Source organism: Bradyrhizobium sp. WSM1417, from assembly GCF_000515415.1.
In the GTDB taxonomy this organism is placed as follows: Bacteria; Pseudomonadota; Alphaproteobacteria; order Rhizobiales; family Xanthobacteraceae; genus Bradyrhizobium.
On sequence record NZ_KI911783.1, the window covers coordinates 7,490,511 to 7,505,905 of the forward strand.

A 15,395-nucleotide genomic window follows, 5' to 3' on the forward strand; every position below is an offset into this window, starting at 1 on the left:
GCTCGTGGGGGCACTCCGCGCCGCACACGGGGCCCTCCCATGGACCGCCAGGACGATCTCCAAACCAATCGGCCAGCCTTGACCAGGAGACCATTTCCAGCCCACATAAACCCGTCAGTCGTGTTCGCCTCCGCACCTGATCATGATCGCTGGAATCCGTGATCACCATCGCCTGGAACACCTGATCACCATCCCTGGAATGCGCAGCCACCTCCGACCTGCCGCGAAAAGGCCACTCAATCAACGCGGCATGTTCTGTGTCGCTGGCCTACAAGGGCATGGCAAAAATAACCTGGTCTATAAGCTCGAAGACAGCCCTGCCACTGTGATGACGCAGCAGCAGCGTAGTGTCGGCACTGAGGTTAAGCATCTGGCGACGCACCCAGCCGGCTACAGGGCTGGCGAAACGATGCTTGAGTTGGCCATAAGCCGGTTTCTTGCTGCAGGTCGTCGCGCCAAAGTAAGCTTAGTTGCTACGCCCGAAGCGCAAGGATTTCATGAGAAGAATGGCTTCAATAGATGACGCTTTTTTGGTGCGCCTGTTTTTGATTTTAAACGTCCGTTTGACGGCGCGCGCTCGGCGTTTCTGCGGGGCTTGGCCGAGACGAAGCCGCGATAATGGCCGCCCTAGCGATGTTGCAGGAGATCGTGGCAGGTCGACACCGGCTGGTTCAACGAAGAAGGAAGCGATCAGCGTACGAGTCAAAACGCGGATCGCGCGCCTACGAGACCTCCCATGTCGCCGGCAAGCCACACTCATGGTTGCCTCGCGCGCTTCCGTTGGCGAGGATCAAGCCGGCTGTTGGGGGTAGCTGCGGCGCCATCGCGTAGAGCTGCACTTCGGCCCTCCGGAGCAGTTCGACGGACTGAACCATCCCTTTTTCGCGCGCCTGCGGAGCCCGGACGAGAGCGCAGTTGGATCGTCGTACGAGCTCCCGAAAGGGCCGTCATTTTGACGCGTCCGGCGCGCCATTGCCACAGAGGTAGGTCCGTAGTGCCTGCACGCATACATCTGCATTCTTGTTGTCTCTCTTCTCCCGCGGAACGAAGGTGAGATCGGCGTGCCGATAATGTGGCGTCCGCTTCTCGACCATTTCATTGAAGGCTTTATTCCGATCGCTGGTCTGCAACAACGGGCGGCTCTTGTCCTTTGAAAGGCGCTTTCGAATCTTGTTCTGGTCGGTGTCGAGCCAGATCGAGACCGCTTTCTCGCTGATAAGGTGTCGGGTCTCCTCACACATAAACGAACCGCCACCGGTCGCGAGCACCGCGGGCCCTTTCTCGAGAGATTGCGCGATAACCTTTGCCTCACAATCCCTGAACCACGGCTCGCCTTTCGTTGCGAAAGTATCCGATATCGACATGTCGGTTACCTTCTCAATCTGTTTGTCGGAATCGATGAATGGCAGCCTCAGGCGTGTTGCGAGATACGCGCCGATCGTGGATTTGCCGGACGCGGGAAGGCCGACGAGCACGATCGGCCGCGTGCCGAGAGCAGTGACAATCTCTTGTGCGATCGGTGATCTCTCAAGCGTTCTTGGCCGTTCGACAGCTCGCAATCCAAAGGCTGCGCTGGCGCCCCATCTACGACTCTCTTCGACCTGCCAGTGGGAGATGCTTTGGGCACCATCTGGGATTGCGACCTCCTTGCAGACCTCTCGCGCGCGCTGCGCGAGCTCTTCGGCTTCACGTTGCTCCTGAGCGTCTCCGCTCGCTTGCTGGCGAAGTTTCTCCAGCTCCTTGTAAGTATCGTGGTTGACGACCTTGGCCTGGTAGCTAGCTGGTGTATGAAACTCCACCTCGAAGCGGTAGCTGCCGGGAGTGGCAAGCACGGACTTGATGCCAACGAAGGCCGGATCGTGCATCCTGAACCAATTAGCGGTGCTAATTTCGGCGTAGCCTTGCTCCTCAAACGCGAGCATGGCCTTCATGAAGGCAAGTCTGAAATCCTTGTCAGGGATTTCGAAGACGTGACGGACAGCGTTGCTGATCAATTGTGCGGCGTCGGAGACTACGCTCTTACCGGTGAGCTGCTTTCTAATCGAGCTTTCAGATTTTAACCGATGATCGAGATGGGGCATATTCACCTGGAGGTTTGCCTTCCTGAGGGCTCGGGCAACCAAGAAGGCCGTGGTGGTGATTGCCTCCTCTTCCGCCTTAGCGCGGGCAGCCTCCATTTGGGCGCGCTTTGAGGCCTCCTCGCGGGTCAGCTTGACCGTCACGGTGGAATTCTCGGCGACAGGCTGCCGGCCAGAGGATTTGGGCAGAATGTGCTTCTCCACGGCGAGCCCGATCGAGGCTTCCATGATTGAAGCCGCCAGCGTGGGATTGTCCTTTAGATCCTCCAAAGTCGCATCGACGTCGAACCTTCCCTGGCTGAGGGTTGCCGCCAAGCTCTTGCCGAAGGGTGCGGAGTTCAGGCCCGGCGTCTGTTGCAGGAGCCGCTGCAGCTCTCGGCTTTTTTTCATGAAGAGCGGGGCGCCTGTATCGGACTTATAGGCGTCGGTCCCAACCTTGATGCCGAGGCTCAGGAGGTTATTTGCGCTTTGGACGCAATCGTCCGGAATGTAACCATCCGGTCGGGGATCGATGCGCGCAGGATAGTGATCGAGCAATGACTGGACGCGGTCGCGTGGGTGAGGAGCAACCTGATAGGCTTCCGCCAAGTCCGGGAAAAGCTCCGAAAGCGTCTCACTCACCGTCGAGTTTGGATCCGAGCCGCTTTCGACCGCCTTGGGCAGAACCTGCTCATCTTCTCTTGCTGCCCACGCCTTGAGGTCGGCGACGAGCCGCACCGCCGCTTCGCGAGCGACCGGATGGTCTGCAGCCGCGATCTCGTCCCTTGCCCTCTCGAGCTTAGCTTGAATATCCTGGCTGCTGACCTGTTCCTGATTCAACAGGTCGCGGATGTCTCTTCGCAGTTCGTGATGAACGCCCTCGTAGATGCCGAAGATGGCCCGTTCGGCAAACCACCGCTGCGCTTGATGGGATTGCGCAAGAAAGTGTCGCTGCAGGGTACTATAAGTTTCCAAGACATCCTGCGTGGCAGCGAGGATCTGGCGGCCACGACTGAATTGGTAGCTACCGCCCTCCATTGCCGGCGTATGCGATTTTGGCGGCTTGAGCGAGCGAACTCTGCGAGCTTGCTCCTTCTGATCAAACGCGCGAACATGGGCATAAAGCTGCGGCCTGTCACCGATGATAATGACGGTATCACCGTCAAAGTCACCATCGAGTTTTTTTTGTTCACCGATCGGTACGGCCACCAAGGACCCCGGAGCAAACAATTCGGTCGCCTGGAGAATGCCGACGCAGTCGACCCGTGTGTCTACCGTTACGCGGTCCTTGCGCTGGGTCCAGTTCGAATGCGACTTGACATCTTCGGCAGACATCACCAGCCCACGGTCGGCGTAGTTGGATGGCCACATCTCCTCCGGCACCACGATCAGGATGCCTTTCGAAAAAAACGTCGGATCCTCGGGCGTCAGTTGCTTTCGTGACTTCTGCGCGACATTGAAGCTGTATTGCATAGCCACGCATTTATCGAGAAATGCCGCAGTCGGGTCTCCGTCGAATGATAACTTAACGTGCTCGGCGGCGAATGGCCGCAGGTTGGCCTTGTCATAGGGGGACCGGCCGACCAGAACGCCATTTGTTCCTGTCAACGTATCGCTCTTGAGCGTCGGTACATGGAGATCGCCGTCACCGGAGGGTACGGCGACGGCGCCGGGACCATCGATGTGTCCGGCCGTCACGGTACGAAACAGCTGATCGGCCGTCAGGGTTTCTCCTTCTCTGCTCTCAAGCCAGCTCTTGGCCTTCTCGCGCGCTTCTTGTGCCACCTGCTCGCTGCGCGGATAGTGTTGCAACGCCGAGGCGGGCAGCGATGATCTCCTTCCCTCAGCGAAAGCATGGACCCGATCAGCGCCTTGGGCAACCAGGCGAATAACGCCCATACGCTCGGCCAGCGATGCCTTTATGAAGCCGCAGCCGTCATGCGGCCGCAAAGCGATCGGGCCATCTGGTCCAGTCAGCCTGAATGGATGCTGCTCGTTGGCAGGCCGGTCCGGCAGTAGCAACAGCCTGAACGCTCCCTCCAGCGCGTAGTCGTGAGGGCTGAGATCACTGACTGCAGGTGGCGCCGCAAACCCTCTGCGCTGAGTGTAATAATATGCCTCTTTGAACGGGGCCCAGGCGCGGGATAGCTGCTCGAACGCTGTGCCGGGAGCGGTTTCGGAATAAGGTATCGCCAGGAGCTTTCCCCCGGGAGTTATAGGGTCAGGCTCGCCAGGAACGGTCGCTGCGATTTGCGACAGAGTTGGCCTTGGCGCTTTTAACTTGCTTCCGCCGAACAGATCCATGCGATATGGCACACCTTCGACGGCGAGCGTACGCGCCAACATGAACGCGCTCGGCTTTGCCGGGAGTTGCACCGCGACTACGGGCAAGACCCCCGAGGTCAGTCGATGAAAAATCGAATATCGCGTCTCCGGCTCCGTGGCCACTCGCCGCCCCTGCATGTCAACGACTGGTAACTGCAGCAGCCCTACCTCACCCTGCGGCGGCCTGGGCTCGTGATCCATGGCTTGCAGAACCTGATGCACGTCGAAGACGGATGCAGGATGTTGAGCCCGGATCCTCGCCGCATCATGCGTCATGAATGTGTCCAGCGCATCAATGGTCTCGTCTTCCTCAATCTGTGCGATGAGATTCCAGCTTTTGTCCGAAAGATCGCCTTGAATGAGGTCGCGCGCGTTCGCCAGCATCTTCTTGGACCCGCTTTCCAGCTCTTGCCGCCTGATCGCCAAATCGGGCTTGCTGCCCTCGACATGCGGTCGCCGGTAAAAACTCGCCAGGACCTCACGCGCCTTGAGCACCTGATAGATTGAGAGGGCGGGACGGCGGGTCGACAATGATCCGCGGGTTCTCTCGGTATCGCTTGCTGTGAGATGAGCCGCGACCTTCTGCTCCAAGACTGGTTGGAGATCGTTCAGCAGGTATAGAGCTTGCCTACGGTGTCGGCGCGTCGATTTTTGCGAATTGCAGGCCAGCGGCAGCAGAGCGACGCAAAGGTTGCCCATCGACTCGAGGTTGTTCTCGGCCATAAAGCCGGAGCCATGAAGCAATTCCTCGAGCCGAGCTAACCCGATCGGTGCGAGTAAGCCAAGATCGTCGAACAACCGGGCCTTACTCAGGGCCTTGAAAATGGTGGCGATGATTAGAACATCGGCTTGTTCCAAGCGATCAGCCGCATACTCAAGATGATGGGCCACCCGATGTAGCCGATCGCTCAGTAGCGCCGTCTCTGTAATTTCTCCGGTGTCCTCCCCCCTCATGCAACTTCGCCCGAGAGCATGGGCAATCATGCTGAGCTGAGGTGTAGTAAAATCACCGAAGCGCCGGCCTCTCGTACCGAGGTCGCGTGCGAGGCGTATGATCGCCTGGTGGCACGCCGCCTCGTTCGGCCACTTGCTGAAACCATTCGCCAGGACAGCCATGGCCTGTGGATCGAAATGGGAGAGCTGGCCGGGACTCACCTCGCCGGCGATCGCGACCGCAGCGTCGCGGCAATCCGGCTCGTCCGACCACTTGCTGAAACCGTTTACCAGGTTCACCAGGTGGTGCGGTTCGAAATCGGAGAGCTTGCGGGAAAGCACCTCACCGGCGATTGCACCTGTGCCATTGCTACAATCCGGCTCCGCCGGCAACTTGCCGAAACCATTCACCAGGTTGGCCAAGGCCTGTGGATCAAAATGGGAGAGCTGGCCGCGACGCATTATACCCGCGATTGCGACTGTGGCCGTGCGACATTCCGGCTCGTCCGGCCACTTGCTGAAACCATTCACCAGGTTGGCCAAAGCCTGCGGTCCAAAATCGGAGAGCTGGCCGCGATGCATTACACTCGCGATTGCGACTGTGGCCGTGCGACATTCCGGCTCGTCCGGCCACTTGCAGAAACCATTCACCAAGTTGGACAAGGCCTGCGGTCCAAAATCGGAGAGCTGGCCGCGACGCATTATACCCGCGATTGCGACTGTGGCCTTTCGACAATCCGGCTCCCCCGGCCACTTGCTGCAACCGTTCACCAGGTTCGTCAGGTGCTGCGGTTCAAAATCGGAGAGCTTGCGGGAAAGCACCGCACCGACGATTGCGACTGTCGCCTTGCGACAATGCGGCTCGATCGGCCACTTGCTGAAACCGTTCACTAGGACGGCCAAGGCCTTTGGATCAAAATGGGAGAGCTGGCCTGGACGCATCCCACCGGCGACTGCGGCTGTAGCCTTGCGACAATTCGGCTCGTCCGGCCACTTGCTGAAACCGTTCACCAGATTGGCCAAGGCCTGTGGATCAAAATCGGAGAGCTTGCGGGAAAGCACCGTACTGGCAATTGCAACTGCGGCCTTGCGACAATCCGGCTCGTCCGGCCACTTGCTGAAACCATTCACCAGGTTCACGAGCTCTTGCGGCTTAAAATCGGAGAGCTTGCGGGAAAGCACCGCATGGGCGACCGCAACTGTGGCCTCGCGACAATCCGGCTCGTTCGGCCACTTGCTGACACCGTTCACCAGATTCGTCAGGTGCTGCGGTTCAAAATCAGATAGCTTACGGGAAAGCATCGCACCGGCGATTGCGACTGTGGCCTCGCGACAATGCGGCTCGACCGGCCACTTGCTGAAGCCGTTCACCAGGACTGCCAAGGCCTGTGGATCAAAATAGGAGAGCTCGCCGCCACGCACCTCGCCGGCGATTGCGACTGTGGCCTTGCGACAATCCGGCTCGACCGGCCACTTGCTGAAACCGTTCACCAGGTTCGCCAAAGTCTGCGGATCAAAACAGGAGAGCTCGCCGCCACGCACCTCGCCGGCGATTGCGACTGTGGCGCTGCGACAATCCGGCTCGACCGGCCACTTGCTGAAACCGTTCACCAGGACCGCCAAGGCCTGCGAATCAAAATGGGAGAGCTTGCCGCCGCGCACCTCACCGGCGACTACGACTGTGGCCTTGCGACAACCCGGCTCGACCGGCCACTTGCTGAAACCGTTCACCAAGTTCGCCAAGGCGTGCGGTTCAAAATCGGAAAGCTGGCCCGGACGCACCTCATCGGCGATTGCGAGTATTGCCTTCCGACAACCTGGCTCGTCCGGCCACTTGCTGAAACCGTTCACCAGGTTCGCCAGGTCCTGCGATTCAAAATCGGAGAGCTGGTGGGGACGCACCTTACCAGCGATTGCGACTGCGGCCTTACGACAACCTGGCTCGACCGGCCACTTACTGAAACCATTCACCAGGTTCACTAGCTCTTGCGGCTTAAAATCGGAGAGCTTGCGGGAAAGCACCCCATCGGCGATTACGACTGTCGCCTCGCGACAGGAAAGTTCTTTCGGCCACTTGCTAAATCCGTTCACCAGGTTCGCCAAGGCCTGCTGATTGAAGGCAGAGAGATTGCCGCGATGCACCTGGCCAGCGATTGCGACTATGGCCTTGCGACAATCTGGCTCGTCCCGCCACTTACTGAGACCATTCACAAGGTTCGCAAGGTGCTGCAGTTCAAAATCGGCGGGCTTGCGAGAAAGCACCGCACCGGCGATTGCGACTGTGGCCTTGCAACAGGACGGTTCTTTCGGCCACTTGCTGAAACCGTTCACCAGGTTCACCAGGTGCCGCGGTTCAAAATCGGATAGCTTGCGGGAATGCACCGCACTGGCGATTGCGACTGTGGCCTTGCGGCAGTCCGGCTCGTCCGGCCACTTGCTGAAACCGTTCACCAGGACCGCCAAGGTCTGTCGTTCAAAATGGGACACCTGGCGGCCACGCACCTCACCGGCGATTGCGACAGTAGCCTCGCAACAGGATGGTTCGTCCGGCCACTTGCTGAAACCGTTCACCAGGACCGCCAAGGTCTGTCGTTCAAAATGTGAGAGCTGGCCGCCATGCACCTCACCGGCGATCGCGATCGTGGCCTTACGACATCCTGGTTCGTCGGGCCACTTGCTGAAACCGTTCACCAGGTTCGTCAGGTGCAGCGGTTCAAAATGGGAGAGCTGGCCAGGACGCACCTCACCGGCGATTGCGACTGTGGCCCTACGACAACCAGGCTCGTCGGGCCACTTGCTGAAACCGTTCACCAGGTTCGCCAAGGCCCGCGGCTCAAAATGGGAGAGCTGGCCAGGACGCACCTCACCGGCGATTGCGACTGTGGCCTTACGACAACCGGGCTCGTCAGGCCACTTGCTGAAACCGTTCACCAGGTTCACCAAGTGCTGCTTATTAAACTCAGAAAGGCGGTGGGGACGCACGCTATCAGCAATTGCGACAGCCGCCATACGACAACCTGGCTCGCTCGGCCACTTGCAGAAGCCGTTCACCAGAGTCGCCAGCTCCTGCGGCTTAAAGTCGGATCGTTTGCGGGAAAGCATCTCACTGGCGATCGCAGCTGCCGCCTTCCGACAGGAGGGTTCTTTCGGCCACTTGCTGAAACTGTTTACCAGCAATGACAGATCTTGACCGTTCGGCTCCTCACGCACTCTGTTTTCGCCGCAATACAATTTGGCGACTTTCGTCGTTGCATCGCGGCATTTAGTCGAGCCTGGGTGACGACCGAATGACAATGCGAAGAGCGAAAGCGCCCCCGGCTCCACTTTCCTCATTAGCTGGTGAGCAAGCCGCGATACCTGTTCTGCCATGGCCTTGCAGGCTAGTATGCCTGCCTGACCTCCGGCCTCCCTACTTACCGCATTGCATGTCGTAGCGTAGCACCAGGATTTCTCGCTATGGACAGCATCTTCCAAGCGCGGAACAAATTCCCTTTCGAAATGAGTTGCGACCTTTTGCAGGAAGGTTGCCAACCACGGCATCCTCAGCTGCTTGGGATTATTTCGGCTTGTATGATCGACCACGACCCTTGAGAATGCATCGATATCGGATTTGAGACAAGCGCGTTGAATGGCCTCCAGCGCTTTACGAAGCTTTGCTTCAAGATCTACACGTCCATGTCGCTCCAAGTCTGTAAGGTGCAGGTTGTATGCGCCCACCTCATCGGTGCGCTGCTTTGCCCCGCTCTGTATGGACGCGGATTGCCTCTGTGATACGAACGCGCCTGTTTGCGAGCGTCTAGTTACTGGATCGACCGGCCAGTTTTCGTCGCCTGAACGCGACGAACCTGCGCCCCAACCTTGTACGCCACGCTCCGACACGGAGAAAGGATCACCGCGCCTCCCACCGGTTGCGTATTGTGCAGCCGCGTGGATTTGATGTGAGCCACCGGAGGGATCGGCAAGCCCATCACGGAAGACATCACGAGGACCAGACGCTGCGCGAGCAGAGGCCTTTAGCTCTCGAGGCCCAGCGTGCATCTGCCCCACGACAGAAGCGTACGTTTTGCTACCTTCTCCATCGCCGAGACCGGGCTCAGTGCGAGACGCGCACGCTCCACCGGTCCTGTCGGCTTCAAACCCTGCAATGTGCAACTTCCCGACTCGGCCAATGCCCGTCATCATCGCCCGCGATCAAATGGTCCGGGAGGTACGTAGCGAGTCACACTTCGCAATCGTAGTTTCGCAATAGTGGAGAGAACAACAATCATTGGCTGCTTTGTTATAGAGATGCGCCGCCCCCCCCACTGCAAAAGCGTACTTCATCACGGAAGCGGCCAAGCCGGGCGAGTTGCCGCTTCCGCGTGCTTGCTCTCCGTCACTGCATTTCGCAGCGTTGATTTGACCACGAATATCAGAAGCATCCTGTGGGGCGGCAAGACACTTGGTCGATGGAGTCGGATTCGACTTGGCCCTGTGCGGCGCAACCAGCAAGCCCTGTGATGCAATCCCGGTGCGTTGCGCCGCCTGAAACACCGTTCCCAATTGTCCATTTGTGATACGCATTTCCTATCACCTCTAGTAGGTGAACCGCCTGCCACTGAACTGTCACTTGGCAACGGCTAGGGTCTCGGCTTTTGAATCGAGATCAGGTGTCGTAATCAGCTCGCGTCCTGCAAGAGGTCTTATTTGAAGCACTTTTCGTACCTGCGCAATCAGCAAGGCGCTCACGGCTTCCGCGGCGGGGGCGAGGTCGCCAGAAGAGATGAGGCAGGCTGTCAGATGGATCGGTGGATCTATCACGAGCGGCCTCAGATCTTCGTCGCCTGGAATATCGGGAATTTCGCCCTTGGGCATGATCGCATTTGCGAGACCGGCCCTGACAAAGGAGAGCGCACTGGCGAAGGTGTCGACTTCTGCGATGCAGTTCGGCATCACGCCGGCCACTTCAAACGTCCGATCTAGTACGTCGCGAATTGTGTTTGGGCGCGTCGGCAATACAAGGGGGAGCTCGGCCAATTCCTCAACCGAAACGGCGGGAGCGACTTCTCCTGTATCGGGAGGACGTACCAGGTGGAGTCGCTGCTGAAAGAGTGACTGCCGAGCAACACCTGAGGTGGGTTCATCCTCAAGCACAGCGCAGATATCAAGCGCTCGTGATACGATGAGCGGCTTCATCTGAAGAGAGTCACCCGCAACAAGATGGAGGCGTACTTTTGGCAGCACTCTCCGGCTGGCTTTTATCAGGGCGCAGGCGAACGAAGCGGCGAGCGCTGAGGACATGCCGAGCCTTACAACACCTTCCGGTTCTCCTGCCGTAGAGCGGATGATGCCGCGCAGTTGGTCAACCTGTTGAAGAATGGACGTGGCCTCACGATAAAAGACCTTGCCCTCGCGAGTCGGGCGAACGCCGCGTACGCTACGGTGCAGCAGCACGACGCCAAGCTCGGCTTCCAAGGCAGCCATCTGCTGACTCAGGGCCGGCTGCGCCACGTGGATTGTCGCCGCTGCTTGGCAAAAACTACCAGCATCCACGATGCCCGTGAAATATCGGAGATGACGTAGTTGCATAAAGCTGGAAGACATAGCACCCAAGAAACGTCGTCGTTCAGGCGATATTCCGGATAATACCATTGAGCGCTTCGTGAACCGCTTTGATAACGGTCGAATTCAGGCTCAAGAGTGTAGTGTGTGTGTTCATTGAGAGCTGAAGCTTGAGCTGATCCATGGTGTCGTCCGGATTCATGGTCGCCATGTGACTTCTTAGGCTGCGTTCCGATGCCGCAACAGATCTGCCAAGAGGCCCACTTATCGTCCTGAAATCCACCTTACCCCTCCAAGCCAGAGGACAGACCGCTGTGGTGGTGCATCCATGTTGTATTAACAACGTCTGTTGCCGCATCTATTGCGTCAAGCAACGTGCACAATGCGTCGAAATGACGCCGCGTGACGCCGCCATCCATGTCACGTTTCAACGATTGTCGCCAACTCTCAAACTCTCTCTTGAGGGCAGATAGCTCTGCGCCATCGACGTCATCTACCAGGTGTTTCTGCAGCTCAAGCATGGCCAGATGCTCGCTCACAGTTGATCCTCCTCTGCTATCCATTCCGGCTTGTTCGGATAGGGAACGTGCACGTCGGCCTCTCCGATACGCACAAGCATTCCGTCGCGATCGATGACAACGATCTTGCCGAAATGATCGATGTTGTCGCCGACTTTCAGGCGCGTTCCGTTCTGAACGACGATGAATGGAGACCGGCCGAGGTGCACACCTCTCGCTGTCGGCAATACCACTGGCGAACAGTGTGCCTCTAGCCGAATGTGGGGCGCGAACTCCTCCTCAAAGCGGGAGGCAACGGTCTTCCATTCGCTATAGGCGGTTGGGGTAAGCGCCCCCGAAACCAGGATGACGTCTGGCTTCACCACGATGCGAATGGAGCGACGGAGTTCGGCTGTCGTCGCTGTCTCCAGAAAGGTTCGTGCGCGGTCCGGCGTTGTGACTGTGTCATCAATTGTGCGGACTCCGGGAATATCCTGCTGCAGGCGATGAAGGGCCGCTTTGACGACTGCATCACTCGGGCCATATCCCGCTATTGATATCCCTCCGGCGCTTCCCACGCGAACACTCCCCTCGATACCGAATGCCCGTATTACGGTCGTTGACAGGTCGATGATCTTTGCATCAGACAGGGCGGTGGCGGTCGCCAATTTCGGTGTTACCTCTGCTGTTAGCCCGGCGTCGCGTAGGGCTGCTTTGATCTTTGTCGCCTCTCCAGGTCCCAAGTCGCCGTCGATGATCAGCTTATCATCGGAGAGGGCGATGCTGAGCCCGCTTCGGACCTTCAAATCGCGAAGGACGTTCCTGGCAATTTTGATCGGATCGGTACCCGGAACAGGGGCCGAGGTGAAAGAGGAAACAACACTCGCTATCCCGGCGTAAGTTCCGTAGACGATGATCAGAAGGCCGCAAGCGGCTGCACCAAGCCGAAATGGCCGAGGTATCGAGTTCATCCCAAGACCAGCTTCTCGCCCCCCGGTCGCCGGTTCGTCGGGAGCTGGGGGGGCACGCTCTGCATCCGGCCTTCTGCCCTCGACCACGGCGTCGATCTCGGGAAAGCTGCCACCGGTCGGGCCGATACTGAAAATCGTCCGCCCAACCTGAACCGGAGTGAGTGGATCGAGGGTCGTCGGGCACTCTGTTAGACAATCACTACCGCAGATGAGCACACCCGGTGCGAGTGCGGTGATCTGGATTTGCCCGGCCTCGATGACAATGCGAAGATGTGAGTCAACCAGTTCCGGATCTGCGAAGGTAAGGTCGTCAGCGTCATGGCTACCGACTAGCCACGCTCCATCGCCGAGCGATGTCTCGGCCCCCTTGTTGGGGCCAGATAGCACATGCAAGGACAGCTGGGTCTGATCGCCCGTGAGAACATCTTGTTCTATGTTCGCGTTTTTCATTGCAGCGATATCCTTCCCAATGGCTGTATGGAGATATCGGGGGGAAGCTCCTGATACGATAGCACTGGAAGTTCGTAGAATTCGGTTTCGATGACCTTGCGTACGTATCGACGTATATCCATTGAAGCCAGCAGCACCGGCTTGTGCGGCTGCTGGTTAAGGTTGCCGATAGCCTCTCGTATCGCGTCAATGATCTGCCCTGTGGTTCGAGCGTCAAGGGCGAGATAACTGCCGGCGGAAGTCTGCCGAATGGCGTTGCGCACGGTATCTTCCACGTCTGGCGTAAGAAGGTAAGCGGGCAGCAGGTTCCTGCCGATACAATAAGGCGTGCAGAGTTGCCTCCTTAGCGCACAGCGCACATGCTCCGTCAGCAGGACAATGTCTTTTTCGATCTGTGCGCGTTCGACCAGTGCGGCGAGGATGGTACGCATGTTACGCAATGAAACCTCCTCCGCGATGAGTCGTTGAAAGACCTCTGAAATCTTCTGCAGAGGCGCTGAGCGCAGCACTTCCCTTACGAGCTCGGGAAACCACACCTCGACGCGATTCAAAATAGTTTTTGTCTCCTGGATCCCGACAAACTCGGCAGCATGCCTGCGCAGAATTTGACCAGTTTGGTAGCTAAGGATCTGAACCGACTCCAGGAAAGGGATGTTGGCAGCTCGCAATGATTCGCGATGTATGGCGTCCACCCAGACCGTCTCGATCCGAGGAAGGAAGGATTTGTCCAGAACATATGGAATGCCCACAAGATCGAGGTTCTCTGGAGTACCGCGTGCCAAAAGATGTTGCGATCGCAGTCGCCCTTCACCGCATGGTATTTCATTTACCATGATGACGTACGCTCCGTCCTTGCAGCTGTCGTTCACCCGCACATTGATCGCTGGAAGAGGGACGCCGAGATCAAGAAGGAGGGCGTGCCGTTCGGCATCCAATGCCTTCTTCAGCAGATCGGGAGGGATGACCGCCTGAACGTCGTGACCAATGTCGATCATCAGTGGCACGGTGAACGTGATGTCATTATCGCCGGCTTCATCACCGCCGCCGGTCGGCTCGTCCGACGCCGTTAAGCGCGCTCCCCCTCTCGCCGAGTAGCGACGCACTGCCGGTGCGGCCAGCCGCCGACTACGCTGTAGTTGCCAGCCACCGCCTCCGACTACGAGCGCCAAGATCATGAAGACTCCCGTCGGAAATCCAGGGACGAACGAAAAGAGAAGGAGAATGAATGACGCGACAATCAGCGCACGTGGTTGTGCGCTCACCTCGTCGCCGATTTCGTTGCCGAGATCTGCACCGCCATTTTCGTCACTAACCCTCGTAACGATAAACCCCGCTGTAATCGCCGTGAAGAGAGCCGGTATCTGACCGACGAGTCCGTCTCCGATGGTCAGGATCGCATAAACCTCGAGCGCCTCGTACAACCCCATTTCCTTTTGAAACGAACCAATCGCGATCCCGCCTACGATGTTCACGGCAATGCTGATCAAGCCCGCGATGGCGTCACCCTTGAGAAACTTCATGGCGCCGTCCAGGGCACCGTACAGCTGGCTCTCGCGCTCAATCGCACTGCGGCGCCGACTTGCCTCTCGCATATCAATACTGCCGGCACGCAAGTCGCCGTCAACGCTCATTTGCTTGCCCGGCATCGAATCCAGAGAAAACCGTGCAGCAACCTCCGCGACACGCTCAGATCCCTTGGTGATGACGACAAACTGAACGATCGTCATGATCAAAAAGGTGACTGCGCCCACCACGAGATTGCCGGCCACCACGAAGTCCCCGAAGGTCTTGATGATCTGGCCGGCGTCTGCATGAAGCAAGATAGTGCGTGTCGCGGCGACTCCAAGCGATAGCCGAAATAGCGTCGTCACCAAGAGGACCGACGGAAAGGAGACGAACGCAAGGGGGGATTTAATATAGACCGCCATCATCAGCAGGAGTGCCGAGAGTCCCAGGTTGGCGGCCTGGAGCACATCCATCAGGACCGGCGGCAGTGGGATGATCATCATGAAAATGATCGTGATCAGCAGCGCCACCAGAACAAGATCATTACGGCCCGACGCGACCGTTCGGACTCTGTCAAGAAACTTCACGCTAGCCACTTGCGCGCCATCCTCTGTACGTGCGTGTCCGGCAATGAGCGACGCGATGAACCGCAGACAGGTTCCCGCCTGGCGCTGATGCTTGCCCAAATCCTTTGACTAACACTCGGCGTTCGAAATCGGCCCTCGCCGTCCCGCGACAATGGTAGAAACCGCCTTGGATGGGCAGCGCCCCACCTGTCCGCAATATTCAGCGTTCGGCGGTGCGACGCGCCCGGCGGTGTTGAAATCAATTTGTCAGTCCCAGCTGCCATCCTCAGCACGCACCTAAGCGGCGATTCCCCGCGCGGCCTTGTTCTTGAGAAATTCGCTGAGCCTACGGAATAAGGTAGCGTAACGTATGCAGGTGGGCTTCTTAGGCTTCGGGACGGTTCTAAGCATTGCTCCGAATCGGCGTTTGCAATCTCCCAATTGTCGCCTTCGAAACAGTGTCGTGGCGGAAAACGATCAATAGTGTTCCCGTCCTCGGAGCGATTGGAGATGCGCGGGACATCCAGTGTCGATCCCGTCGGCTCCCCC

General features: G+C 58.3%; 7 protein-coding genes. 1 reads left to right on the forward strand and 6 read right to left on the reverse strand.

The features are described 5' to 3' along the window. The first annotated feature begins 142 nt into the window (after positions 1-142). Positions 143-523, forward strand: a complete 381-nt coding sequence (locus tag BRA1417_RS0136655; RefSeq protein ID WP_027520075.1) for a hypothetical protein — start codon at positions 143-145, stop codon at positions 521-523. Positions 524-947: 424 nt separating this feature from the next. Here BRA1417_RS0136655 and BRA1417_RS41970 read toward each other — a convergent pair whose 3' ends face one another. From BRA1417_RS41970 to sctV, 6 genes are all read right to left on the reverse strand, one after another. Then, positions 948-8,855, reverse strand: coding sequence for a shikimate kinase (locus tag BRA1417_RS41970; protein ID WP_156949257.1), 7,908 nt, complete (start codon positions 8,853-8,855; stop codon positions 948-950). 1,065 nt (positions 8,856-9,920) lie between these two features. Beyond that, complete coding sequence (locus BRA1417_RS41410; protein ID WP_084462393.1) at positions 9,921-10,946, reverse strand: LysR substrate-binding domain-containing protein; 1,026 nt, start codon at positions 10,944-10,946, stop codon at positions 9,921-9,923. After that, complete coding sequence (locus tag BRA1417_RS46075; RefSeq protein WP_084462395.1) at positions 10,921-11,214, reverse strand: EscF/YscF/HrpA family type III secretion system needle major subunit; 294 nt, start codon at positions 11,212-11,214, stop codon at positions 10,921-10,923. The genes BRA1417_RS41410 and BRA1417_RS46075 overlap by 26 nt, the downstream gene beginning before the upstream one ends. Next, a complete protein-coding gene (locus BRA1417_RS45150; RefSeq protein ID WP_027520076.1) occupies positions 11,141-11,395 on the reverse strand; it encodes a hypothetical protein in 255 nt (84 codons plus the stop codon). The genes BRA1417_RS46075 and BRA1417_RS45150 overlap by 74 nt, the downstream gene beginning before the upstream one ends. Next, positions 11,392-12,774, reverse strand: a complete 1,383-nt coding sequence (locus BRA1417_RS0136680) for an FHA domain-containing protein (protein ID WP_027520077.1) — start codon at positions 12,772-12,774, stop codon at positions 11,392-11,394. The genes BRA1417_RS45150 and BRA1417_RS0136680 overlap by 4 nt, the downstream gene beginning before the upstream one ends. Continuing rightward, positions 12,771-14,867 (reverse strand): type III secretion system export apparatus subunit SctV, encoded by a 2,097-nt coding sequence (gene sctV / locus BRA1417_RS0136685; protein WP_035969765.1) that lies wholly within the window; start codon positions 14,865-14,867, stop codon positions 12,771-12,773. Before sctV ends, BRA1417_RS0136680 begins: the two co-directional genes overlap by 4 nt. Positions 14,868-15,395: the final 528 nt, after the last annotated feature.

Excerpts from the sequence above, each read along its gene's own strand:
- BRA1417_RS41970 (WP_156949257.1), bottom strand. The coding sequence starts at position 8,855 with ATGCCGTGGTTGGCAACCTTCCTGCAAAAGGTCGCAACTCATTTCGAA.
- BRA1417_RS41410 (WP_084462393.1), bottom strand. The coding sequence starts at position 10,946 with ATGGTATTATCCGGAATATCGCCTGAACGACGACGTTTCTTGGGTGCT.
- BRA1417_RS46075 (WP_084462395.1), bottom strand. The coding sequence starts at position 11,214 with ATGCGGCAACAGACGTTGTTAATACAACATGGATGCACCACCACAGCG.
- BRA1417_RS0136680 (WP_027520077.1), bottom strand. The coding sequence starts at position 12,774 with ATGAAAAACGCGAACATAGAACAAGATGTTCTCACGGGCGATCAGACC.
- BRA1417_RS0136655 (WP_027520075.1), top strand. The coding sequence starts at position 143 with ATGATCGCTGGAATCCGTGATCACCATCGCCTGGAACACCTGATCACC.